The organism is Enterovibrio makurazakiensis (assembly GCF_050336585.1).
In the GTDB taxonomy this organism is placed as follows: domain Bacteria; phylum Pseudomonadota; class Gammaproteobacteria; order Enterobacterales; family Vibrionaceae; genus Enterovibrio; species Enterovibrio gelatinilyticus.
On the sequence record NZ_JAKJSE010000005.1, the window covers coordinates 1 to 24620 of the forward strand.

Consider the following 24620-nt stretch of genomic DNA (forward strand, 5'->3'; position numbering starts at 1 on the left):
GAATAACCCCCTCCCCACCAGCACCGTAAACACGATCTAAATCATGCCTACCCTTATGCACTTAATGGTACATTTCCGCTAGAAATTTTAGGCAGTAATGGCGTGTTGTGTCCCGACAAGCAAAGGGCGGTAGCGTAAGTAGCTTTTGCCCCAAAACGTGTTAGCAACAGGTAAGAAATCCTTACCTGTGGACTCATCTTTGCTCCTTTCGAAATTGTAACTCGTGATTGCAATTGCATTCTAATCAATATGAAATCTGTACAATATTCTAACTAGTAATTTTCATCGTTAGGCGAGTACTATAATGACGCATATTTTGAAGGCAAAAATCAAAAACTTTAAGAAATTCCGAGAGTATGAGATCTATTTTGATCCAAAAAGAAACATTCTGGTTGGGGATAATGAAGCAGGAAAGAGCACTATATTAACGGCTATTGAGCTTGTATTGAGTGGCAGTAGAAGCAAGATAGAAAGCTTGGGGATTGAAGCTTTGCTTAATGCCAGTGCTGTTTCAGAATTTCTAGCGGGTGAGAAAAATATAAACCGCCTTCCAAGTCTTCATATTGAATTGTTTCTAAGTGACGCAGATAACCCAGACCTCAACGGCAGAAACAACAGTGATGGAACTTATGCTGACGGGCTTCAATTGATCTGTGAGCCGAACGAAGAGTTAAGCGCGGAGATACGGCAAGTTTTGGATGCTGAAGGTGATAATTTTCCATTCGAATTTTATGTCGCCAAGTTTATTACTTTCAATGGGGACGCATACTCCAGTTATCGGAAGATTTTACGATTTTTGTCTATTGATAGCACTCAAATAAACAACGAGTACGCAAACAGTCAGTATGTAAAAGCCATGTATGAAGCGACCGTGGATCAACCTGTCCGTTACAGTCTAATGAATGAATATAGACAGCAAAAAAATGCCTTCAGGGATACTCAACTAAATGTGATTAATGATGATTTAGAAGGGTACGATTTTGCTATCCGCTCTGGCTCAAAGTTTAATTTGGAAACTGACCTCACCCTCACAGAAGAAGGGATACCCATTGAAAACCGTGGCAAGGGAAAACAATGCTTTATTAAGACCGAATTCGCATTGAGAAAGCGTGATGAAGGCAAAACAATAGATGTCTTATTACTAGAAGAACCTGAGAACCACCTGAGCCACACCAGCATGTATAAGCTAATTGGTCAGGTAGAAAAGGCTCATGATAATCAGGTCATAATTGCTACTCATAGCAGCCTAATCAGCTCAAGGTTAGACTTAAGGAAGTCGATCTTACTGAACAGTTCAGCCATCAGACCTGCCACCCTTTCGGATCTCACGAAGGACACGGCAAAGTTTTTTGCTAAAGCCCCAAATCATAACATCTTAGAGCATGTCCTTTCTGAAAAAGTCATTCTTGTTGAGGGTGATGCGGAATATATTCTAATGGAATGCTTATACGAGCGCACGAAAGGTCATTCACCAAGCGAAGATGGCGTCCATATCATATCAGTCGGTGGTACTAGCTTTAAACGATATATGGAAGTTTCTAAGCTGCTGAACATTAGGACAGCGGTAATCCGTGATAATGACAGTGACCATCAGAAAAACTGTATAGATAATTATCATGACTATCAGGCAGACTGTATAGCTGTGTGCGCTGACACAGATAACACAAGAACAACCTTTGAAATATGCATGTATCAAGATAATAAAGAAATATGCGACGACTTATTCTCTGTAGGACGGGTTCAATTAAATCCGCAAGAGTATATGCTGAAGAACAAAACTACCGCAGCATTTAGGTTACTTGACGAGAAAGCGAATGAAATCACAGTGCCTCCTTACATTAGAGAGGCTATTGAATGGATAAGCGAGTAGTACTAGCAGTCGCAGGATCGGGCAAAACACAACATATCATTGATAAATTGCACATAAATAGTCGTGCGTTGATTATTACTTACACAGTTAATAATACCACTAATCTTAAAAAACGAATTTTAAGAAAATTGGGGGTCATGCCTAAGGGTGTGCGTGTTTATACCTATTTCTCATTCCTCATATCGTTTTGCGTGCGACCAATAATTGGTAACGACATAAAGATAAAGGGGGTTAGCTATAGTGAACCACTTAGATTTGCGAAACGCAACACTCATGAGCATTACGTTAGTCAAGGTGACCGACTTTACCACAATCGTATTGCGAAGATGATGATTGATTGTGATTGTGTATCTGACGTTACTAGGCGTATTGAAAAATACTTTGATTTCTTCTGCGTAGATGAAGTTCAAGATTTCGCAGCTAATGACTTCAACTTGCTTTGTGAGCTGTCGAAAATGGATGTGGAGGTATTATTCGTTGGTGACTTTTTCCAACATACTTTTGATACTAGCCGAGATGGTAATATTCAAAAAAATCTACATAACAACTATGAAGGTTATCTTACCAAGCTCAAAGATGCAGGATACACAATTGACTTAGATACACTTTCCCATAGTCATAGATGTAGCCCAACAGTTTGCAGATTTGTTACCGAGAAAATTGGCATCACAATAAGTTCCCATCGACAAGATGAGGTCAATATTGCCCTAATTGACGATACTGAACAAATTGAGAGGTTATTCTCCGACGATTCCATCATTAAATTGTTTTTTAAAGAAAGCTACAAGTATGTTGGAAGGACTGACAATTGGGGAAATACGAAAGGCTTGGATGACTTCGCTGACATCTGCATAGTTCTAAACCCGACCACATTCACAGCCTATACGAAAGGTCGATTGGCTACTTTGGCACCATCGACGTTAAATAAGCTATACGTAGCTTGTACAAGAGCTAAAGGTAGTGTGTATTTTGTCTCACAACGTTTGTTAGACGAGTACAAATGTTAAACCAGCGCTGTCTTTTGACCTAAAGGCAGAGTTAGTGCTTTGTACCTAACGTAGTTTTGTCCACTTTTGAGTTGGCCTCGTGTGCTAACTCAAAAGTGCCCCTTTTCTTGCTAGCGAAAGCTAACGGTACCAATCTCATCCCGAGGATTTTCGATAGATTTTCTAATGCCAATCGTGACGTATGTAGAAATACCCCACTTTGTCGTATTTTCGCGTTCGTGATTTTCGGATGTATGATGATACTCTATTCAAAACATGCGTTTAAGCTAAGTCCAAGTGTCTGGCGGATGCGCAAAAAATCCCAAAGAGGGGTGTTTAATTACCCCACTTTGGGATCTAATAAATTGTTATAGCACTTTATCTACCTCAACATCATAAGTTTTGGTAAAATCCCGGAGTCTAATAGTTTAAATTGATACTGGAGTATAATTAGTGAGCATTGAGCAGGTGGCGAACTCAGCCAACACTACCACTAATATGTTGTCTGATATTGGGAGCTTGGCTTCAATTGTCGGTCTAATCGTCACGTTTGTCACTTTTGCATTAGTATGGGGTATTAAGAATCGATTCTTTTTTCGGTCTAATGTTGAAGATCATAAGAAAAACATTTCGGATATGTCTTCCGAGTTATCCTCGCTATTATCGAACTTTACTGAAAACAAGCACGATATTGATGATCTTATTGCTCGGGTAGATGTTGAGTTACGTGTCATTGAGTCTGGTGCAAAGAAAGACCTTTTAGCGGACGTTAAAGAAGCAAGGCAAAAAATCAAACAATACCGAAAGAAGAGTTTGTTCTCCAGTAGTAATAAATATCAAACTGAAGCTACGGTTAGAGAGATTAAAACATCTCTATCAGCAATAGCGGCAGAGTTTGAATACGTAAAAAAATCACTTATGGTTGGAAAATAAATGTTTAGTAGACGCGAAACCGTTGAGATTATAGATAAGCTGATTGAACTGACGCAGCATCAGAATATTCAATGGCATGAACAAGAGCCATATAACTATATGAGGTCACAAGATTCACGAATAGATGTATTGTACGTGTGTAACTACATCAATCGTAACTTGAGAGTATACAAAAAGGACTTTAAATATTATCTAGATGACGTTCAGTATACATGGGATTATGAGATAGTAGTTGAATTTGTCAATGAGATTGGGGCTAGCGCTGGTAGTTTTCCAAAGACTCCCAATGCACTAGATTTATACAAAGCAATCCAGTTTCAAAATCCTCAAATTAAGAATTTCTATAACGATCTATTTAGTCAATAGCAGTGCTATAACAAATAAGAATAAGTGTCGCGCAGCCGACACTTTATTCGGGTGTTGGACAAGCCCGTTGCTGCTTTATTAAGTCAATTGCTCGGGTGAGCGCCGGATGTATGTATGCCCGCCACTGATTGACAGGCGAGAGCAGCCTATCACCTTTCCCCCAATTTGAAGTTATCCAAAGCAGACTGTTTCGATCGCAATCTCTAACTCAGAAATGTCCAAAAACGTCTTAGCGCTCAGTAATGACATCTATTTGCCCCCTATTGACCATTCTCGTTCAATAGGCATTGCCCCAACACCCGATTCACCTCACACCCATCCCAATACAGCCCCATCAACACTTGTTCATATAAGTGTTCAGGCACCCTACTCCAAACGCCATCACTCACCTCCGAAATCCCCATCTACCTCAAATGCTTTCGCACCCCATCGCCTTAAGCGTCACACCTCCACTACCTCCACATCCAGAACAGATATCAACCACATTTGTCACTCCCGTTCCCCCGCACTTCGGGCACTGACAGCTCTTTTTTGCCTGGGCTTTTGCGTACTCCTCTAACCTCTGTCGCTCATCTACTATCCATTGTTTTCGCTTCTCAATCGATGCAACCAGCGGCTCGTTTAGGGTTGCCATTGTGAGACCCCTTCCTTACCCTTGCACTATGTCTTATCTGCTTCTTTTGGGGATATATGGAAAACCAGTCCATTCAGGATGTTGTCAGTGAGCTACTGACAGAAAATGGCGACGCGAATTCGCAACAAGCCATTATTGAACAACTAAAACTTGAAACGTCACCGGTTGATTTAGCACTCCTTCTCGAGTCACTTCCTTTTGCGGAACGTCTAAACACATGGGATCAGCTCGCTGATTCAATGAAAGTGCCCGTTTTGGTAGAAATGCGCACGGATGCCAGCGCTTCAATTCTTTCTAATCAAGACGACGACCATTTACTGTCGCTTTTCACGGGTATAGATGCAGATACCCTGCTTGAGCTTCAAGACAGTATTCCCGATCACTTGCTCGAGAATGTTCTTGGTCGCATGGACGAAGAGCAGCAGCATCGCTACTCAGCAGCACAACAGTTTGAAGATGATGAAGTTGGACACTGGTGTGATCATCAGCCCTTAGTCGTGCCCGCCAAAACCAAAATCAAAGTAGTGATGCGATTGTTGCGCCGTCATCTGCCACCGCACAGCCACGTTATTTTTTTGGTTGATAATCGTGGCAACTGGGAAGGCACAGTGAGAATCAATCGCCTGTTTGGTGTCGACCCTACATTGAGAATTTCTGAGTTTTCGGAAGACGACTTCCCTTCACTGAACGCGAAAGAAGGCATTTATTCAGCCGCAGATAAAGTCGCGTTAAGTGGGGAGTCTTCACTGCCTGTTGTGACTGACAGTGGATTGCTTATTGGGCGCTTAGATATGGGTACAGCTTATGAGCTACAGAGCGAAAAAGCGGAATCACAATTAATGGCAAAAGCCGGTCTTGATGAAGACGAAGACCTGTTTGCTCCTGTGCGCAAAAGTGCTCAAAATCGCGCGATCTGGCTCGGCATAAACCTTATGACCGCTTTTTTGGCGTCTTGGTTTATCGGTTTGTTCGAAGCAACACTTCAGCAGGTTGTCGCATTGGCTGTGTTAATGCCTGTTGTGGCCTCTATGGGCGGCATTGCTGGCAGTCAAACACTCACTCTGATTGTTCGTGGCTTGGCGTTGGGGCAAATATCAAAAGCCAACCTCAAACCCCTACTGACGAAAGAAATAAAGGTCGGAGCGCTAAACGGGGTGTTGTGGTCAATCGTAATTGGTCTGGTTGCGGGATATTGGTTTGATAGCTTGTGGCTAGGAGTGGTGATTGGCGTCGCCATCGTTGCCAATATTGTTTGCGCCGCAATATCAGGGATTTTTATTCCTGTCATACTCGACAAATTCAAAATCGACCCCGCGTTATCAGGTTCAGTCATACTGACTACCGTTACTGATATTGTAGGGTTTGTCGCTTTCTTAGGTTTGGGTAGTTTGTTATTGATTAGCTAACAGACAAAGCGGTGTGAACTGCCCCGCAGCATTCCGGATCAAAAAAGCCTCAGTTATCCTGAGGCTTTTTATCCAAACAGCTCGAACTGAAATCCCGCTATTTCTACTTAAGGTGACCAGAAAAATTCGTGCCCTTAGCCATGCGGTCGTACAAAATCACATTGACCGCTGCAGCCAAGTTCATGCAACCGTTGGTAGGCACATAAATGGTCTCTGCACAAAAGTCAGTAATATCTTTCTTTAGCGAGTTATCTTCTGGGCCAAAGATGTAAAACGCACGAGCAGGATGCTTGTAGTCCGGCAAAGGTTTTGCACCTTCTGCAAGCTCAACAGCAATAGGAATACACCCTACAGGCACAATTGCCTTAAGATCTTCAACGCCAATCAACGGCGTGTCCAACACTCGGTTTTTGGTGTCAGTGCAGAACTTCGCTGCTCTGTCATAACGTGTTCCCGTGTAAAACACCGAGTTTACGCCGTAACAGCCAGCGGCACGCATAACAGAACCCACATTTTCGGGTGTTTTAGGGTTTACTAACCCAATACAACTGTAGCCTTGTTTCATTTTTCGGATAACGCCAAGAATTAAATTGGCGACATTCTACATGAAAATAGCCTTCTTCTGTCGAATTGAAGACAGTTTCATTAGAAAAGCACTCTCATTCAAGGGTTAGAAAGCGTCAAAAACGCCTGAATTAACATCACATAAATGTCAAAACAATTGTTTTGAAAGGAAAACAATCAGGAAAATGGTATAAACCCGTCCTAGCCTTACGGTCGTACAGAGATTTTCTTGGAATGCAACGAACAGCCATTTATTCGCTTATCGCAACACTACTTTATTCAAGCGTCACTCTCGCCGACGATAACAACAATGATTTACAACATCACGTATTCAGTTACAGCCAGTTGATCATGTCAACCTGCTCATCTCCGGTAACACAAGAAGACAGAGACCAAGATGCATTTGTTAAAGTGTCTCTCGCACTGGCCAATGCGCAAGAAATGGACCGTGAGTTCCAACTTACGCCCAGCCTGCTAGAACAAATGCATAGATTGTTGCCAAGATATATTGATTGCGACTCCCCTGCTAAAACTTCACTAGAGCCTATTGTGGACGGCTTTATTTCTTTTCTCGCGGTTAACAGGCAACTGCCGACGCTCGAACGACGAGCCTACATAAAATATGCCAAGAAACTATCTGAACTCGATGGGCAAGAATAAGATCGCACAAAAGTGAACCAAAAATAATACCTCTATCGTATTCACTTTCGATGTTGCAATGCTGTAGTTTCTGGTCTCGCGAGTCTGTCTCCGAGACCAGTTTTTTTTGTCCGCATTCTGGAGTCAGCCCCATCTAACCGCTAGTTCATAGCCCCATACAGTTTGCATAAAATGTCGTTGTCGCAGGCCAATCTGAGAATACGCCTTTCACTCCCACCTCTTTTGCCAACACATCTAACAGCGTGAGCATATCCCCGTCGTTGTTAGTCACCTCTTTCACAGTTTGAAAATACCAACCGCCGCCATTTCCTAACTGCCCTGAACGTTCGAGTGTCCACGTTATCACCCCTAAACCTGCTTCTTTCGCCAATTTGGCGTACTCTGAGGGAACAATCTGACCTTCCTGATTCACTTCCACCAACGCAAACATTGGTGGGGCGATGTACTGAACACCCGATGACTTTATCTCTTTCATGTCAGCTAACGTCGGTTTCCACATCTTATTTTTATACATTCGCCCATCAAGAAACACGGCTTGCTGAGCAAATGTGGGGGCATTGGCAACCCAATACTTCACATCGTCAATACTGAACGACTGCGGAAATACATCACCCGCTTTGACCCCAGCAGCCTTATACTCATCCACCATTTTCTGCGCGTAGCCTTGCTGAGTAAGCCCTTCATAAGGCATATCGACGACTGGCAATTTTAATTCTGGCGTCATTTTTACGCCAAGATCTTTAAACAATTCAATGCTTTCAGCATGAGTCATCAACGTGCCTCGGCTGGCATAGAGATCCGTCCGCCAACCAACCGTACCATTCATGTACGCCGTCGGCGTCGTTGCCATCACATCCGCACCGTCCATTTTGCCTTTTAAGCGCTTAAACTCTGCCAATGTAAAATCCGACGTCCGGCATTCGACATTCGCTTTTTTGCCCTCCTCTGGATTTGCTGGCGTGAACGGAACGGTGCATTTACTCGCCAAATCTGGGTGAGCCAAAACATCCGTTGTCGTATGGAGGTCATTTTGAGAATGGCGACAAACTAGGACTTTGTCTTTGGTGAACGTGACGTCACACTCAATGATGCCTGCCCCCATTTTTGCCGCAGCAATGTATGACTCTTTAGTATGCTCAGGGAACATCATAGAAGCGCCACGATGCCCGATTGAAAAATGACTTTTCTGTGCCGATTGATTCAGGCACGCCATTAACTTTTGCTTGAGCTCCCCATCATCCATATCAAGCACGAGAAATTGAGGTCGAGGACCCAGAGAGTAGTCACCAGATGCGAGGGCACTATTTGCGACCAAAATAGAAGCCACTAAACCAAAGGTGGTGATGAAATTCATTGTCCATAACTCCAAAAGTGGGAAGATTCATTCCAAAGCTTCGAAAATGACTGTGGGCCAATTGTTACAAACTAGCAATAAAAACGAGCCCTGAAACTGAGCGAAGATCTGTCTAATCCAAACAACCTGAAGATGCAGCATTCAGCGAGCATCTTCAGGTTACCTGCGTATAGCAATGAACATCTTAATACAACGATTTGACTGTTTGACTGAGTTCTATTCACTTCCTAGAAATAGAACAATTCATCCCTTTTCTGACATGCAGAGTGTCAGATCAATACCTATTCATTCTTGATTTTCAAAGAAAGTTCGTTAACTATTAATTGTATATACGAATTAATGTTGCGATGTAATGACTAAATCTCCGCGTTATATACAGATTAAAGAGTTTCTTATTCAAAAAATCGAATCAAAAGAGTGGTCGGTTGGTTCGAAGGTGCCTACAGAAGCAGAACTCTGCGAACAGTTCTCTGTCAGCAGGATGACTGCTAACAAAGCCGTTAGAGATCTTGTTAGCGAGGGATGGCTTGAACGTACCCCACGGTTAGGTACGTTTGTCTGTCATCGAAAAGCAGAAAGCCCGCTGATGGAAATTCGTAATATTGCAGATGAAATCACTGAGCGCGGCGGACGACACAACAGCGAAATAATCACACTGAGAAGGGTCAGTGCATCAGAAAACGTCGCAATGCGATTAGGCATAAAGCTCGGCAGTGACGTGTTCAAAAGTGAAATTGTTCACTACGCCGATGACGTGCCACTGCAGGTTGAACTTCGTTGGATTAACCCAGCTTTCGCCCCTGATTATCTGAATCAAGATTTCTCAGTTATTACCCCAAATCAGTATCTCACTGAGAATTGTCCGCTCGGCACCATAGAGCACACGGTAGAAGCCATTTTGCCCCCCAAGCATATTGCTATCCTGCTGAAAATAGACACCGACCAGCCTTGCTTGTTATTACATCGACGCACCTGGAGTGACAATCAGTTAGTCAGTTCTGCCCTGTTGTTCCACCCAGGCAATCGCTACAAATTGAGCGCCAGCGTCAATTTATGATTCGGCTATTGCCTATGCCTATAGAAGATAGCCTGTCGGTACCCTCACGACAGGTTATGAATCCCATATCACCAATTTTGGCGAAGGCCCCACTACTCTCTCTTTCCAACTCTTTCCAACTCTTTCCAACCCTCAAAATCCCCCTTCGGCTACTTTAATTTACACCCTAGGTCACAACTCATTCATTTAACATCTTGAAAACAGCGCTCCATTTGTCTATACATTTGTATATACACTAGAGAGGCGCACTATGAAAAGGATGTTCACTGATTGCCGTTTAGTTGCAATGCACACAGGCATTGAACTGACTGGTGGTTATCAAGTCATTGAAAACGCGATGATCGCGGTAGAGAATGGAACTATCACAGGTGTCGGATACGACTTGCCAATGGATGGATTTGAGTGCCTTTCACTGGAACATCGACTTGTTACACCGGGTTTCATTGATTCGCATACTCACCTTGTATTTGCAGGTAATCGCGCAACCGAATTTGAGCAACGGCTTAATGGCGCCTCTTATCAGGAGATAGCGAAAGCTGGAGGGGGCATCCTTTCTACGGTCAAAGCGACCCGTGAAGCCTCAATTGAACACCTTGTCGAACTCGCAATTCCTCGTGCACAATCCCTCATCCGTGACGGCGTCACAACCATCGAAATTAAAAGTGGTTATGGCCTGACGGTAGAAGATGAACTGAAAATGCTACGAGCCGCGAAAATGATCGCGAAAAACGTTAGCGTGAATATCACAACTACCTTGCTAGGGGCGCATGCCCTTCCTCCAGAATATAACCACAACGCCGATGCCTACATTGACATTGTCTGCAACGAAATGATCCCCACGGCAGCAGAGGAAAACCTCGCGGACGCCGTAGATGTATTTTGTGAAACCATGGCATTCACTCCGGCTCAAATGTCCCGAGTGTTTGATGCCGCCCTTAAGCACGGTTTGCACATCAAAGGTCATACAGAGCAACTATCAAACTTGGGTGGCAGTGCGTTGGCTGCACGTATGGGGGCATTGTCAGTCGACCACATCGAATACCTCGATGAAAGCGGGGTTAAAGTCCTCGCCGAACATGGCACAGTTGCCACGTTACTCCCCGGTGCATTTTATTTCTTACGAGAAACTCAAAAGCCGCCCATTGATTTACTGCGTAAACACCAAGTACCGATGACAGTCGCGACAGATTTCAACCCAGGTACGTCCCCGTTTGCTCGCCTCACTTTAATGATGAACATGGCCTCAACATTGTTTGGGTTGACCACAAAGGAAACGCTGTATGGTGTGACAAGGCACGCAGCGCAGGCGACAGGACTACTTGCCAAAGGACAGATAGCAGAAGGTTTTGACGCTGACTTTGCCGTTTGGAATGTCGAAACGCCCGCTGAAATCAGTTATCAAATCGGCCTTTCTCCCCTCCACGCTCGCTATCTGAAAGGGATAATTGCCAATGATTGATAAGAACATTTGGCAAGGCAGAGTTGACGATGAAGATGGCGAACTGGGTTTGCGTTTTCACCAAAAAGTCCAACCCATAGAAAATGCGGGCTCATCGGGTGTTGCGCTGCTTGGCTTCGCCAGCGATGAAGGCGTCGAGCGCAATAAAGGACGCAGAGGTGCGCGCAACGCTCCCGTGGTTATCCGGAAAATGCTGGCAAACCTTCCTTGGCACCACAACGAACTGGCTATCTTTGATGCCGGAGATGTTTGTTGTGATGATAATGACCTTACAAGCGCACAAGCCAAACTCGCAACAAATGTCAGTCACGCGCTCAATAACCATCTTTTCCCAATGGTTCTCGGTGGCGGACATGACGTTGCTTGGGGAAGCTTTAAAGGCTTGGCGAACCACTATTTGCAGCAAAACACACCTTCCGTTCCTCGCATTGGCATTATTAATTTTGATGCTCATTTTGACCTTAGGACACCTTCTGGCTCATCGGAACATGGCAGTTCCGGCACGCCATTTTCACAAATTGCCGCGTTTTGTGAGCAACATGCTTGGCCTTTTCACTATGCGTGTCTCGGCGTGAGCAGAGCAAGCAATACTCAAGCGCTGTTTAAAAAGGCTCAAGAACTCAATGTGCTCACCGTCGAAGACATAGAGTGTCAACCACATTGCTTAAGCGAGATATCAGAGAAATTGGCCTCGTTTATGAATGACGTTGATGTACTGTATCTGACGATCGATCTTGATGTCTTCCCAGCCAGTATTGCACCAGGTGTTAGCGCCCCTGCTGTTCACGGTGTCGATTTCCCTCAAGTAGAACACCTCATCCGCTTGATCTGCAACGCCAATGACAAACGCGGAAACCGAAAGCTAAAACTCGCTGATATTGCTGAGTTAAACCCTTTATTCGATATTGATAACCATACAGCAAGACTGGCTGCACGCCTTGTATGGACCATCACACACAGCCTATCTGAACCCACCAGCCACATTGCAAAAGGAGTAACGCGATGAATGACCCTCGTTTGGACCTTAATAGGGACATACACGCCCCTACAGGAACACAGCTCACCGCCAAATCGTGGTTAACCGAAGCCCCTCTTCGCATGTTGATGAACAACCTACACCCTGATGTCGCAGAGCATCCTCATGCATTGGTGGTATATGGCGGCATTGGGCGAGCAGCAAGAAACTGGCAATGTTACGACAAGATTGTCGAGGTCCTTTCACGGTTGGAAGACGATGAGACGCTTCTGGTTCAGTCCGGCAAACCCGTTGGTGTGTTTCCTACACACAAAGATGCACCTCGCGTTCTGATCGCTAACTCGAACTTAGTACCACATTGGGCAAATTGGGAACACTTCAACGAACTCGATAAGCAAGGCCTGATGATGTATGGGCAAATGACCGCAGGAAGCTGGATTTACATTGGCTCTCAAGGCATTGTTCAAGGCACTTACGAAACCTTTGTTGCCGTCGCCAAGAAGCACTTCAGTGGCAGCGCAACAGGCCGTTGGATCCTTACTGGCGGCTTGGGCGGCATGGGCGGCGCACAACCCCTTGCGGCAACCATGGCTGGCTTTTCGATGATTGCGGTTGATTGTGATGAAAGCCGAATCGACTATCGCCTTCGTACGGGTTATGTCGATAAGAAAGCCGTCAACCTTGATGATGCTTTATCACTTTTGCAACGATCTATTGACGACAATAAGCCCATTTCCATTGGCTTACTGGGCAATGCCGCTGATGTATTTTCAGAGCTTGTTGACCGAGGGATCACACCCGATGTGGTCACAGACCAAACTTCAGCCCATGACCCACTGAATGGCTACCTGCCAAAAGGTTGGAGTATGGAATATGCTGCTGAACAAAGAAAGGTGGATGAAGCTGGCGTCGTAGAAGCCGCCAAGTCTTCCATGGCCGAACAAGTCAATGCCATGCTCACACTGCAAAGCCGTGGCGCAGCAACATTGGACTACGGTAACAACATACGACAAATGGCGCTGGAAAAAGGCGTCGAAAACGCATTTGATTTCCCAGGGTTTGTTCCAGCCTATATTCGCCCATTATTTTGCCAAGGTATTGGCCCTTTCCGTTGGGTGGCGCTATCAGGCGATCCTGAAGACATCTACAAAACGGACCAAAAAGTCAAAGAGCTTATCCCCGATAACCCTCAATTACATCAATGGCTAGATATGGCTAAGGAACGTATTCAGTTCCAAGGTCTACCTGCGCGCATTTGCTGGGTAGGATTGAAAGATCGTGCTCGGTTAGGGTTAGCATTCAATGAAATGGTCAAAAATGGCGAACTAAAAGCGCCAATCGTAATCGGTCGAGACCACCTCGATTCAGGATCGGTCGCCAGTCCGAACCGTGAAACTGAAGGCATGCTTGATGGCTCTGACGCCGTGTCTGATTGGCCATTGTTAAACGCGTTACTCAATACCGCGTCAGGCGCAACGTGGGTATCGCTCCACCATGGCGGCGGTGTCGGAATGGGATTCTCACAACACTCCGGTGTCGTGATTGTGTGTGACGGAACTGAAGATGCGTCCAGACGTATTGGCCGAGTTCTTCACAATGACCCAGCAACAGGTGTGATGCGTCACGCAGATGCAGGCTATGGCATTGCGATTAACTGTGCCAAAGAACAACAGCTCGATTTGCCGTTGCTCGATATCCCTAATATCCCAGTGTCTAAGTAAAGGAAAATACATGAACGCATTGACACTTACCCCGGGTGAACTCACCGTCAAACAAATGCGCGCGATCAGTCGAGAAGGCGTGCAATTGTCGTTTGCAGACGACGTAGAATCACAAATGCAAGCCAGTATAGATACGGTTGCCAGTGTTCTCTCAGAAGATCGCGTTGTCTATGGCATCAATACAGGTTTTGGTTTGCTCGCCAACACGCGTATCAATGAAGAAGACCTTGAAACCCTGCAGCGTTCAATTGTGCTCTCACATGCCGCAGGCATTGGGGCGTTTATGGACGACAGAACCGTTCGACTCATGATGGTATTGAAAATCAATAGTCTTGCTCGCGGTTATTCCGGCATTCGATTTTCGGTCGTCGAAGCACTAGCAACACTAATCAATGCTGAGGTTTATCCTTGCATCCCCAAAAAAGGTTCTGTCGGCGCATCAGGGGACCTAGCCCCGCTTGCGCACATGAGCACCGTATTATTGGGAGAAGGACAAGCCAGACACAAAGGTGAAATCATTTCCGGCGCCGTGGCGTTAAAAATCGCTGGGCTCTCTCCCATAACCCTTGGGCCTAAAGAGGGGCTTGCACTACTAAACGGTACACAAGCTTCCACGGCATTTGCTCTCGAAGGCTTATTCGCCGCAGAAGATCTTTACGCGTCAGCCACGGCCTGTGGCAGCTTATCGGTCGAAGCCGCTTTGGGGAGCCGTCGTCCATTCGATCCTCGTATTCACCGTGTTCGTGGACACGTTAGCCAAATTGACTCTGCGGCAGCCTATCGTTATCTATTAGAAGACGAGAGCGAGATTGGCAGCAGTCACCAAAGCTGTGAAAAGGTGCAAGACCCATACTCACTGCGATGCCAACCGCAAGTGATGGGCGCATGCTTACAACAAATTCGCACAGCCGCTGACGTACTCGAAATCGAAGCTAACGCAGTGTCTGATAACCCATTGGTTTTCGCCGATGATGACGACATTATATCCGGCGGTAACTTCCATGCAGAGCCTGTTGCCATGGCCGCTGACGGCCTCGCTTTGGCCATTGCAGAAATAGGAAGTCTTTCAGAGCGTCGGATGGCGCTGTTAATCGATAGCGGGTTAAGTAAGCTTCCTCCATTTTTGGTTGATAATGGCGGCGTCAACAGTGGATTTATGATTGCACAGGTAACCGCAGCCGCTCTCGCGAGCGAAAACAAAACATTAGCTCACCCCGCGTCAGTAGACAGCCTACCTACCTCCGCCAATCAAGAAGATCATGTTTCAATGGCTACGTTTGCGGGACGTCGACTCGCCGAAATGGCTGAAAACACACGTGGAATTCTCGCCGTTGAATTACTCGCGGCCTGTCAGGGACTCGATTTTCGCGCCCCGCTAAAAACCACGCTAAAGCTTGAACAAATCAAGGCGGAGCTAAGGAGCCATGTTGATTTCTATGATAAAGACCGTTATTTCGCGCCAGATATAGAGAAAGCGAATCTTCATCTACTGGATGCTAGCCACAACAAATACATGCCCACGCAATTGTTACCTAGCATCTAACTGTTCAATCTCTATCACTTGTCTTACCGAAGCCTTAACCGTAAAAGGCTTCGGTGTTTTTTGTACAAAATTCGAACATCTATCATAGATTGTTAGGTTCGCCACACTTCACTCTTGTCATATTGCGCTACTATTTTGTTATCTCACCAATTTTTCATTCATTATGCAGAGGTGTTTCTATGTGGCACTCCCTTTCTGTTCAGCTTTCTCTTGCGCTCGGACAGGAGTTTGAAGTCGAAGAAAAAATGCCTATTGATGGTGGCGACATCAATGAATGTTATGCCATCAGCTGCGGTGAAATTCGCTTCTTCGTCAAAATAAACTCCCGAGAGAACCTCCCTACTTATGAGGCTGAAGCCGAAGGGCTAAGACACCTTGCAAATAGTGGAGAGGTTTCTGTACCGCAAGTTGTCTACATGGGTGTCATCAAAGAAAAAGCCGTGTTGGTTCTCGACTACTTACCGATGAAGCCGCTAGATTCAGAAAGCGGCTACTTGCTAGGTAAAGATATGGCGAAGCTTCATCAATGGGGAGATCAATTGGAGTACGGCTTTGATATTGATAACTACATTGGAACAACCGAACAACGTAACAGTTGGCACCGAAAATGGTCCAACTTCTTTGCTGACCATCGAATAGGCTGGCAGTTAAAACTGGCTGAAGAACGCGGCATGTCGTTTGGTGATGTTGAGACCATTGTTGAAGCAGTCAAGGAAAGGTTGAACGGACACCAGCCCAAAGCCAGCCTACTACATGGCGATTTTTGGAAAGGTAATGCTTCAACCACCGTTAACGGTCCAGTAGTTTTTGACCCCGCCTGTTATTGGGGCGACCGCGAAGTTGATATTGCGGCAAGCCTTCTATTTAACGGCTTCCCAGACGAATTTTACAGAGGCTACAACGAAGTCTGGCAACTCGATGAAGGGTTTGAATCTCGCAAAGATATCTACAATCTTTATCATATGATTAACCATTGCTTGCTCTTTGGCGGTCATTATTTGGAAGAAACTGAAGCACTGGTCAACAAACTGGCATTAACCGAATAAAGTCATTTACGAATCACGATAAGTTGAATTAGATTGAGGGCGTTAAGCGCCCTCTTTTGCTGCGCGCGTTTTTTCCTTTCGAAAGATGATTATCCCAATGATTAAAGCTGCAATTTTTGATATGGACGGCCTGCTCGTTAATTCTGAGCCATTCTGGCAAGACGCACAATTGGCTGTGTTTGGTGATCTTGGTATCAACATTACCCGACAAGATACAATCAATACCACTGGCATCCGCATTGACCAAATCGTCAAGCACTACTCTGAAAGTCAGGGTTGGCAAGGCCCTTCATGTGACGACGTCTGTGACATGATTTTAGACAAAGTCATTGAGCTTGTTGCCATTCACAAACCTATCATGCCGGGTGTGATACACGCACTAACACTATGTAAAGAAGCCAACCTTCGCATTGCATTGGCGTCTTCGTCGCCGCTTCGCCTAATTGAAACCACATTGAAAGCGCTTGAATTAGAAGCATGGTTTGAGCACTGCCATTCCGCTGAACATTTGAAATACGGCAAACCACACCCTGAGGTTTACCTGAATGCAGCAGAAAGCCTAGGGATTTCACCAGAAAACTGTATCGCTTTTGAAGATTCTTTTGCTGGGTTGCTTGCAGCTAAATCCGCACAAATGCGTACTGTTGTTGTTCCTGAGCATCTGGTTGCAACGCAAAAACAGTGGGTGATTAGTGACGTGAAACTTAACTCGCTAGACGAATTAACCGCCGAAATGTTGACGAAATAAGTCCAAATTATTGACGAAAAGGGTGAGGTTTTCTGTATGCTTCGCCCTTGATTCATCCATTATTCCAATACCGCTCGCATTTAGACAAACCCCTTCACACATTGAAACATCCTCTTACGTAAACCACTTCAACCAGATTATGTTTTTGTATTTATACATAATGCAACTGAATGCAATAACGTAAATATTGGCCTCGGGTCATAGTTTGACCTTATTTCACTGAGCAAAGATTCTTAGCTTCTTAGAATGGGAACACGTGAAAGGTTGAGGAAACAGCTACCTTTTTACCTTCATGTTGAAAAGCTCGCAGTTCAGATAGGGAGTTGGACATGCAAAATTATACAGAGAGAGGAATCGACTGCCCGCATTGTGGGCATAAGATTCGAATTACGTTAGACACGAGTGGCGGCGACCAAGAATTTTATGATGACTGCCCCGCATGCTGTAATGCTATTCACCTAAACCTGCAGATAGATTCACTGCACAAGACCATTAACTTATTCGTTGATGCAGACGACGAGCAAATTTTCTGATTTTTTACGGCGAACCGTTTAACACTGAAAAGCCAGCACTCGCTGGCTTTTTTACATCTATACCGTTCAACATGAACCGATTAGTTCGACTGTCCTCTCGCTGCCAAAACACGTTCTACCGTATCCACAACCGCCTGAGTCTGAGGGTCAACCTCGATGTTCACACTATCTCCCTGCTTTCTCCACCCCATATTCGTGCGCTGAAGGGTTTCAGGAATTAAATTGACGCAGAACCGCCGACCATCGACAGCACCCACGGTAAGGCTAATTCCATCAATACCAATGTAACCTTTGTCAAAAACATACTTTGTTATGTTCTCTGGCAGTTCCATCCACACTTGACGGTTGTTCGGCGAATCAATCACTTCAACGACTTGAGCTGTACACATAATGTGGCCCGACATCGAGTGCCCACCAATTTCGTCTCCAAATTTTGCTGCTCTTTCAAGGTTGATTTTATCTCCCGCTTCCACAGAGCCTAGATTGGTCAGATTGAGTGTCGCTTGCATTAAATCAAACCACACCAAATCACCTTCAATTCTCGTCACGGTCAAACAACAACCGTTATGGGCAACCGAAGCACCAAGCGCCAATCCATCGAGCAGTTCCTGAGTGAAACGAACAGCGTGGCTTTGAAAATCCACTTTTTTGTCTATTTGAACAACTTCAGCCGTTGTCTGCACAATTCCCGTAAACATATCCGCCCTCATAACCTGTATTTCAAACGCTTAGCGCTCAGTGTATACCCAAGCAACCTGAAGATGTAGGATTCAGCGAGTTTTACTGGCGTTATGATCAAGCCGTCCCTTTGCCTGTGTAGTTATCTCCATCAAAAAGAGATAACACCGAGCATAGTGTCAGTAACCTCGCCGGAAGGGCCTCTGAAATCGAGCATCTTCAGATGACTTGAGTATCTGTAAGTCTGAAAACAGAAACAAAGCTTTCAGACAATTTCAGCAACAATTAGTAAAACAACAGCTTGCTCGGCGCCATAACCCTAACACAACACCATATGTGAATATTCTGTAGTTTCTCCATAGTATTGATTGCCCAATATCTATGCGGACGTATAATGCGCTGTCCTTTTTTCCGCTTCATTTTTATTTCGGAGTTGTAGGTGCAAAATTATCGCCTAGAAGCCAAATCCATCATCAAGTTGGGTATTCCTGTTTTTATCGCGCAACTTGCGCAGACCTCTATGGGGTTCGTCGACACCGTTATGGCGGGTGGCGTGAGTGCTACTGATATGGCTGCCGTTGCTGTGGCGTCCAGTATTTGGTTACCTTCCATTCTGTTTGGCATTGGTATTTTGCTTGCCATGGTACCGATCATTGCACAACTGCATGGTTCAGGCCGTCAAAGCAAAATTCCGTTTCAAGTTCAGCAAGGTATATACATGGCATTGATCATGTCAGTACCTATCATCTTGGTTCTTATTAATGCTGGTCATATCGTTAACTATATGGACGTCGAGCCCGCACTTGCAGAGAAAACCATTGGTTATCTGCATGCAGTGAGCTGGGCGGTGCCTGCTTTCTTATTGTTTCAAGCATTACGCAACCTTGCTGAAGGTATGTCACTGACCATTCCTGCGATGGTGATTGGCTTTATCGGTCTTGCTGCAAACGTGCCGCTAAACTGGATCTTTGTTTACGGTAAATTCGGCGCACCTGAGTTGGGTGGTGTGGGTTGTGGTGTCGCTACTGCGATTGTTTATTGGCTCATGCTGGCAGCCATGCTTGTTTACATCAAAATCAACAAACGCCTTAACCGTGTGGAAGCCTTTACTGGCTTCAGTAAGCCAGATGTTTCTGCGCTGTGGCGTATATTCAAACTTGGTGTCCCTGTTGCTGCTGCCATCTTCTTTGAAGTCACCCTATTCGCTGTGATTGCGCTCCTGATTGCCCCGTTAGGTTCAACCATTGTTGCTGCTCACCAAGTCGCGATTAACTTCTCGTCTATGGTGTTTATGTTGCCAATGAGTTTGGCGACAGCCGTCAGTATTCGTGTTAGCCATCAATTAGGTGAGCGTTCCATCGAAGGCGCTGCGCGCGCTGCCAAACTGGGCATTCTGATTGGCTTATGCACCGCGATTTTTACCGCTGCTCTGACTGTTTTGTTCCGAGAGCCAATAATTGGACTATATACGGACAATGCTGAGGTGGTTGCCATTGCCGCAAACCTAATGTTGCTTGCTGCCATCTATCAATGCACTGACTCGATTCAAGTTGTCGCTGCCGGTGCACTGCGCGGGTACAAAGATATGCGCGCGATTTTCGAGCGTACCTTTATTGCCTATTGGATATTGGGCGTGCCGATGGGTTATGTGTTGGGTATGACTGACTGGATCGTGGAGCCGATGGGCGCGTACGGTTTTTGGATTGGTATTATTATCGGATTAACCTCTGCGGCAATTATGCTTGGTATGCGACTGCAGTGGATTCGTCGACAACCGGATTCTTACCAGTTGGCGATGGCCGAAAAGTAATCTTCTTAGTTTCTAGCTTCATAAATCCCGACTTCATGTCGGGATTTTTCTTTGTGCTGCACGATTTTCGATCGTCATTTTCATATACTTCGTAACAACCATTATGTAGGTGCTGCTTAGGGAACCTGACGGCTTGAAGATGTTACGCTTGTTGACCATTACATTACTGGCACACCTTCTCAGTGGCTGTTTCGGAACCGATCCTGCCGTACAATCCTTTGATACCTACCAGCAGCGTCTCGCCAATGTCGTCGATACAGACCCACTTGTCCTTCAAGAATCCATATTTATCGCACTACCACGAAAGCGGGATGCTATGTTGCCTATTGACGAAGTACGAATGGGCCTATTTGATGCCTATGAATTGCGCCAGTGTGGTCTGTTCCAACTCATTGCAGAACGAAATTCGATTCTCGGTAAAGTCCAGGATGCTTTTCACCAACTGGACTACGAGATCCAATTACTCAACACACTGGCAGGCTGTTTAAGTCTCATTGAAGATCCTACGCTGATAGAGCTTCTCGAAGATATTCAAGATCAAAAGAATCAACAATTCGCGCGCGTGTATTGGAATACCTTAATAGGCAGTGATGCATGGAGAAAGCAACTCACGCCGCCAAGCACCACTCTTATCACTCCCGACACGCCTTTCCCGCACAGTGAAGCCCTACTGGCCATTCATAGATATTCGGAAATAAGTCATGCAACTCTCACCAATATGGACGTGATAGCGCTGCAAGAGTCTATCGAAAAACAGCGCTACCTCGGCGCACTATTTTACTCCATGGATGAAAGCACACGTTGGCTCAACACCATCACGCAGCAACTTAAGCGTGATGACGCTTTGGTGATATGTGGTGCGAATAGAAATCAAACCAAACTGAACTATGTGAGGAATGTTTTCGATACGTTTTTTATTGGTGCCGTCCAACCCTACTTGTCGAAACTCAACAGCCTTTACCTAGATGCTCAGCCTTCACTGGACGCACTTCACCGCCAAGTTTCAGCAACCGTACCTAACTCAGACTTCAATAGCGCGTATTTTGGTGGCGAGCACTACCGAAAATTTCAAACATCCGTCAAAGATCATGTCAGCTATTGGCAAACCCTCTTTGCTCGATGCCAAATGGAAATCGGCAATTCGATCAAAAAATAGTCCACTCGTTACCTTTGTGAAACCAATTACTTGTGGTTTCATGTACACAGAGAGAGCAATTTGCTCATCAAAGCATCAAACGCACGCAGAAGCGCAAAAAAGTCGTGTTTTACGCTTGCGCGCCTTCGCCCTACTCGCTAATATTCACCCCGCTTTCACGGAAAGCCTCGCTGAAGTTCAGCAAACGATGCGTCTATAGCTCAGTTGGTTAGAGTACTGCCTTGACATGGCAGGGGTCGGCAGTTCGAGTCTGCCTAGACGCACCAAGCTTTCCTAGAAACATGTAATGCGTCCGTAGCTCAGTTGGTTAGAGTACTGCCTTGACATGGCAGGGGTCGGCAGTTCGAGTCTGCCCGGACGCACCATTCCTTCCCTAACCAGGATGGAATCAGAATTTGGGTCTATAGCTCAGTTGGTTAGAGTACTGCCTTGACATGGCAGGGGTCGGCAGTTCGAGTCTGCCTAGACCCACCAAATTCCAATAATCGCACTCTCTTTTAGAGAATCCCAATCGCGATTATTCGGGCGATTAGCTCAGTTGGGAGAGCACCTCCCTTACAAGGAGGGGGTCACTGGTTCGAGCCCGGTATCGCCCACCACTTTCGTAAGAAACAAAAAAAGCCTGCTTTCGAGCAGGCTTTTTTGTTTGTTCACTAACTTCGCTAATCCGATGAAATCTCACTAACGACTAATTCTCACTTCAACAATCTGTTTGGGACCACTTTGGTGCCATCAAAAGAATCTACGTTTCCATTTGAATTCGTTGTTGGCCATTGACTACCCATCCGCTAAGGCGATATGAACATTTGGGTCACTACGGACTTTTTGCAACAAGCCCGTTCATACATCATTGCCTTTTTTCGCCACAATTGATCATCAGTCTGCCCTCCTATGAGTGACTTCATTTGGTTTAATAATATTCGCCAGGCCAATTAATCTCCCGGCAATCACAAAGCAAGCATCATGATTCAAACCAAACCAACTTGGAGAGAAGTCCCAATTCGAACTCATTCAGGTTTCTAATCACTGGGCATCGGGAAGTTAGCTTCCTTGTTTCACACCCACTGGAGATGAAGTTATGCACAGACTTTTGAAAGTAATATTATTTTTCACCGCAATAATGTCATTAAACGTTCAGGCTGCCATCATCGTTGTCAATTCAACGAATGGAGGCAGTGGAAGCACTTTATGCAGTTTGGCAGATGCTATTATCGCAGCGAACACTGGCGGTACTTCTGGTGGCTGTACAGCTGGAAGCAATGGAGGCGACGAAATTCTCTTTGCCAGTAATTTGTCTAACAGCACAATACTGTTAAGCGCAGACTTACCAACAATCACGGATGAGCTGACCATCACCGGCCCTACAGGCAATAATACGATTACTGTCAGCGGGGATGACGCCTATTCAATATTTGTTGTTGAAGGAGTCACACTTAATATATCGAATCTAGAATTGATTCACGGATTTGGCACTACTGCCAGTAATTCCGGGTCAAGCGGAGGAGCGATAGCCGCCCTGTCTGGTGCAATTGTCACAGTAACTGACAGTAAACTCTTAAACAATTTCGCCGACGGGGATGGAGGGGCAATTCATGCAGAGTCATCTTCCTTTGTCCACTTGTCAAATTGCCTAGTATCAAACAACACAGCTCACTATGGTGGTGGCATATATGCCCATCAAGGCGCTCAACTAGAAATTGTTGATTGCACCTTTTCGGGCAACAGTGCATCCACGGTAAGCTCTGCTTTTGGAGGCGCTATTGCCGCCTTTGGTTGGTCATCACCAACCGGCATAAACATCCGCAACAGCCGTTTTTTAAGCAACTCAACTGTTGGTTATGGTGGCGCTATTTTTGCTGGTCCTGGCGTTGAGGCAAGTGTGATCGACAGTGTCTTTGAAGGGAACACTGCTCACACTGGAGGTGCCATTCGCATTCAGGCTGGGTCATCACAATTTACGTCACTAAGCGTTGCTCGAAGTGAATTCTCAAATAACCATGCCTGGGTTTATGCTGCGGCTGTTTACGCCGAGGGTAATGTTGTTTTCGATGCTATTAATAGCTCTTTTTCAAACAACCATGCCGGTGTTGAAGGTGGCGCTTTTTTCTTTTATTCCGGTACGGTGAATTTGAATACGATCATGGCATCAGGTAATCAATCCTCTACTGGGGGTGCGATGAGTGCTTGGGGGAGCTCAGTGTTCCCTAGCGTAATCAAACTAACCAGAAGTTTCTTATCGGAAAATAGTGCCAATATTGGCGGGGCAATCGTCGCCAAATATAATGCACACATCGTAGTCAGTGACAGTACGCTATCTACTAACAGTGCAGATATCCATGGTGGCGCGATCAAATCTGACATGAGCATTGTTGAATTAAGCAATAGTACGCTCTCAGGAAATCACTCTGGCATTGGAGGCGGGGCGTTTTATGCGAATAACAGCTCTGCAGTAAAAATAGACAACAGTACCTTTGCCGAGAATGATGGCGGTTCTCTATTTTCGTTTAATTCCTCGGGTAGTGTTTTAAGAAATACGGTCTTAGCTGGAGGTCATTGCGATTTAGATGGCAGTAGTAATGTCACGCTCACCGGCGGTGTACACATTGACGATGGAACGTGCAATGCTACCTTGGTTGGCCCTTCGCAGTTAGCCCCTCTCAGTTACAACGGTAGCGGTCCTATTCCCACTCATATGCCAATCCCAGGTAGCCCGTTAGTTGATCATGGTGTTGGAGGATCTGGTAGTAATCCAATAACAGACCAGCGCGGACATCCTCGTATTGTGGGTATCGCAGTGGATATCGGTTCGGTTGAACTGCCAGATCCTGCAGACAATTTTAACTAAGTAAACTTGTAATCTGACGGGTGTTATCTATCACAATGCGCACCCTAGCTGATTTGCTCGCAAGATTTAAATTGTGATGATTGTTGGGGAAGAAGCTAGCCTTTCTCGAAGCGGCATCTTCCCCACTCTAAATACAAATTCGTCTATTTTCCCTTATCTTCGAAGCTTCATCTGAATAGCCACCGACTCGGTAGACACCCTTAAGCCTTTCTATATATGACTTTTCGTAAATTACAGATTCCGCAATGAACATGAGCAACGAATGCACACCCGCT

At 45.4% G+C, this 24620-nt stretch carries 20 protein-coding genes and 4 tRNA genes; 20 read left to right on the top strand and 4 right to left on the bottom strand.

Translation table 11 applies throughout. The features are described 5' to 3' along the window. Nucleotides 1-304 precede the first annotated feature (304 nt). The 3 genes from L4D06_RS02280 to L4D06_RS02290 all read left to right on the top strand — a co-directional run bounded on the left by L4D06_RS02280 (nucleotide 305) and on the right by L4D06_RS02290 (nucleotide 3789). A complete protein-coding gene (locus L4D06_RS02280) occupies nucleotides 305-1870 on the top strand; it encodes an ATP-dependent nuclease (protein WP_429737727.1) in 1566 nt (521 codons plus the stop codon). After that, the gene (locus tag L4D06_RS02285; RefSeq protein WP_429737728.1) at nucleotides 1855-2877 is read left to right on the top strand and encodes a DEAD/DEAH box helicase family protein; all 1023 of its coding nucleotides are present in this window, start codon (nucleotides 1855-1857) and stop codon (nucleotides 2875-2877) included. The genes L4D06_RS02280 and L4D06_RS02285 overlap by 16 nt, the downstream gene beginning before the upstream one ends. 432 nt (nucleotides 2878-3309) lie before the next feature. Then, nucleotides 3310-3789 (top strand): hypothetical protein, encoded by a 480-nt coding sequence (locus tag L4D06_RS02290; protein WP_429737729.1) that lies wholly within the window; start codon nucleotides 3310-3312, stop codon nucleotides 3787-3789. A gap of 775 nt (nucleotides 3790-4564) precedes the next feature. Here the strand turns inward: L4D06_RS02290 and L4D06_RS25495 are convergent. After that, a complete protein-coding gene (locus tag L4D06_RS25495; RefSeq protein WP_489685839.1) occupies nucleotides 4565-4789 on the bottom strand; it encodes a hypothetical protein in 225 nt (74 codons plus the stop codon). Nucleotides 4790-4845: 56 nt separating this feature from the next. Between L4D06_RS25495 and L4D06_RS02295 the strand changes: the two genes are divergently transcribed. Then, entirely contained in the window at nucleotides 4846-6195 is a 1350-nt protein-coding gene (locus tag L4D06_RS02295) for a magnesium transporter (protein ID WP_274162495.1), read from the top strand. Nucleotides 6196-6298: 103 nt separating this feature from the next. Here L4D06_RS02295 and L4D06_RS02300 read toward each other — a convergent pair whose 3' ends face one another. After that, nucleotides 6299-6760, bottom strand: coding sequence for an RNA methyltransferase (locus L4D06_RS02300; protein ID WP_274162494.1), 462 nt, complete (start codon nucleotides 6758-6760; stop codon nucleotides 6299-6301). Between the two features lie 233 nt (nucleotides 6761-6993). Between L4D06_RS02300 and L4D06_RS02305 the strand changes: the two genes are divergently transcribed. Further along, the gene (locus L4D06_RS02305; RefSeq protein ID WP_429737730.1) at nucleotides 6994-7419 is read left to right on the top strand and encodes a hypothetical protein; all 426 of its coding nucleotides are present in this window, start codon (nucleotides 6994-6996) and stop codon (nucleotides 7417-7419) included. 145 nt (nucleotides 7420-7564) lie between these two features. Here L4D06_RS02305 and L4D06_RS02310 read toward each other — a convergent pair whose 3' ends face one another. Continuing rightward, nucleotides 7565-8773, bottom strand: a complete 1209-nt coding sequence (locus L4D06_RS02310; RefSeq protein ID WP_429737731.1) for a glycerophosphodiester phosphodiesterase family protein — start codon at nucleotides 8771-8773, stop codon at nucleotides 7565-7567. A gap of 352 nt (nucleotides 8774-9125) precedes the next feature. On the opposite strand from L4D06_RS02310, the gene hutC reads away from it, so the two are divergent. From hutC to L4D06_RS02350, 8 genes are all read left to right on the top strand, one after another. Beyond that, nucleotides 9126-9830, top strand: coding sequence for a histidine utilization transcriptional repressor HutC (gene hutC, locus L4D06_RS02315; RefSeq protein ID WP_274162491.1), 705 nt, complete (start codon nucleotides 9126-9128; stop codon nucleotides 9828-9830). A gap of 250 nt (nucleotides 9831-10080) precedes the next feature. Beyond that, nucleotides 10081-11289 (top strand): imidazolonepropionase, encoded by a 1209-nt coding sequence (hutI, locus tag L4D06_RS02320; RefSeq protein WP_429737732.1) that lies wholly within the window; start codon nucleotides 10081-10083, stop codon nucleotides 11287-11289. Then, nucleotides 11282-12295: a formimidoylglutamase gene (hutG, locus tag L4D06_RS02325; RefSeq protein ID WP_429737733.1), complete on the top strand. Its 1014-nt coding sequence runs from the start codon at nucleotides 11282-11284 to the stop codon at nucleotides 12293-12295. Before hutI ends, hutG begins: the two co-directional genes overlap by 8 nt. Beyond that, nucleotides 12292-13986: a urocanate hydratase gene (hutU, locus tag L4D06_RS02330; protein WP_429737734.1), complete on the top strand. Its 1695-nt coding sequence runs from the start codon at nucleotides 12292-12294 to the stop codon at nucleotides 13984-13986. The genes hutG and hutU overlap by 4 nt, the downstream gene beginning before the upstream one ends. A gap of 10 nt (nucleotides 13987-13996) precedes the next feature. Next, nucleotides 13997-15529 (top strand): histidine ammonia-lyase, encoded by a 1533-nt coding sequence (gene hutH, locus L4D06_RS02335; RefSeq protein ID WP_274162487.1) that lies wholly within the window; start codon nucleotides 13997-13999, stop codon nucleotides 15527-15529. Nucleotides 15530-15708: 179 nt separating this feature from the next. Continuing rightward, a complete protein-coding gene (locus tag L4D06_RS02340) occupies nucleotides 15709-16575 on the top strand; it encodes a fructosamine kinase family protein (RefSeq protein WP_274162486.1) in 867 nt (288 codons plus the stop codon). A 97-nt stretch (nucleotides 16576-16672) separates the two neighbouring features. Further along, the gene (hxpB, locus tag L4D06_RS02345; protein WP_429737735.1) at nucleotides 16673-17323 is read left to right on the top strand and encodes a hexitol phosphatase HxpB; all 651 of its coding nucleotides are present in this window, start codon (nucleotides 16673-16675) and stop codon (nucleotides 17321-17323) included. Between the two features lie 329 nt (nucleotides 17324-17652). Continuing rightward, nucleotides 17653-17856, top strand: coding sequence for a CPXCG motif-containing cysteine-rich protein (locus L4D06_RS02350; RefSeq protein WP_028025481.1), 204 nt, complete (start codon nucleotides 17653-17655; stop codon nucleotides 17854-17856). 80 nt (nucleotides 17857-17936) lie between these two features. On the opposite strand, the gene L4D06_RS02355 is transcribed toward L4D06_RS02350, so the two are convergent. Then, the gene (locus L4D06_RS02355) at nucleotides 17937-18554 is read right to left on the bottom strand and encodes a riboflavin synthase subunit alpha (RefSeq protein ID WP_429737736.1); all 618 of its coding nucleotides are present in this window, start codon (nucleotides 18552-18554) and stop codon (nucleotides 17937-17939) included. 419 nt (nucleotides 18555-18973) lie between these two features. Between L4D06_RS02355 and L4D06_RS02360 the strand changes: the two genes are divergently transcribed. From L4D06_RS02360 to L4D06_RS02390, 7 genes are all read left to right on the top strand, one after another. Further along, nucleotides 18974-20344, top strand: a complete 1371-nt coding sequence (locus L4D06_RS02360; protein WP_274162483.1) for an MATE family efflux transporter — start codon at nucleotides 18974-18976, stop codon at nucleotides 20342-20344. A 139-nt stretch (nucleotides 20345-20483) separates the two neighbouring features. Continuing rightward, a complete protein-coding gene (locus tag L4D06_RS02365; RefSeq protein WP_429737895.1) occupies nucleotides 20484-21500 on the top strand; it encodes a DUF3080 family protein in 1017 nt (338 codons plus the stop codon). Between the two features lie 189 nt (nucleotides 21501-21689). Continuing rightward, nucleotides 21690-21766 (top strand) — tRNA-Val (locus tag L4D06_RS02370). 22 nt (nucleotides 21767-21788) lie between these two features. Further along, nucleotides 21789-21865: transfer RNA gene (locus tag L4D06_RS02375), tRNA-Val, on the top strand. A gap of 32 nt (nucleotides 21866-21897) precedes the next feature. After that, nucleotides 21898-21974 (top strand) — tRNA-Val (locus L4D06_RS02380). A 49-nt stretch (nucleotides 21975-22023) separates the two neighbouring features. Beyond that, nucleotides 22024-22099: transfer RNA gene (locus L4D06_RS02385), tRNA-Val, on the top strand. Nucleotides 22100-22578: 479 nt separating this feature from the next. Beyond that, a complete protein-coding gene (locus tag L4D06_RS02390) occupies nucleotides 22579-24345 on the top strand; it encodes a choice-of-anchor Q domain-containing protein (protein ID WP_429737737.1) in 1767 nt (588 codons plus the stop codon). Nucleotides 24346-24620: the final 275 nt, after the last annotated feature.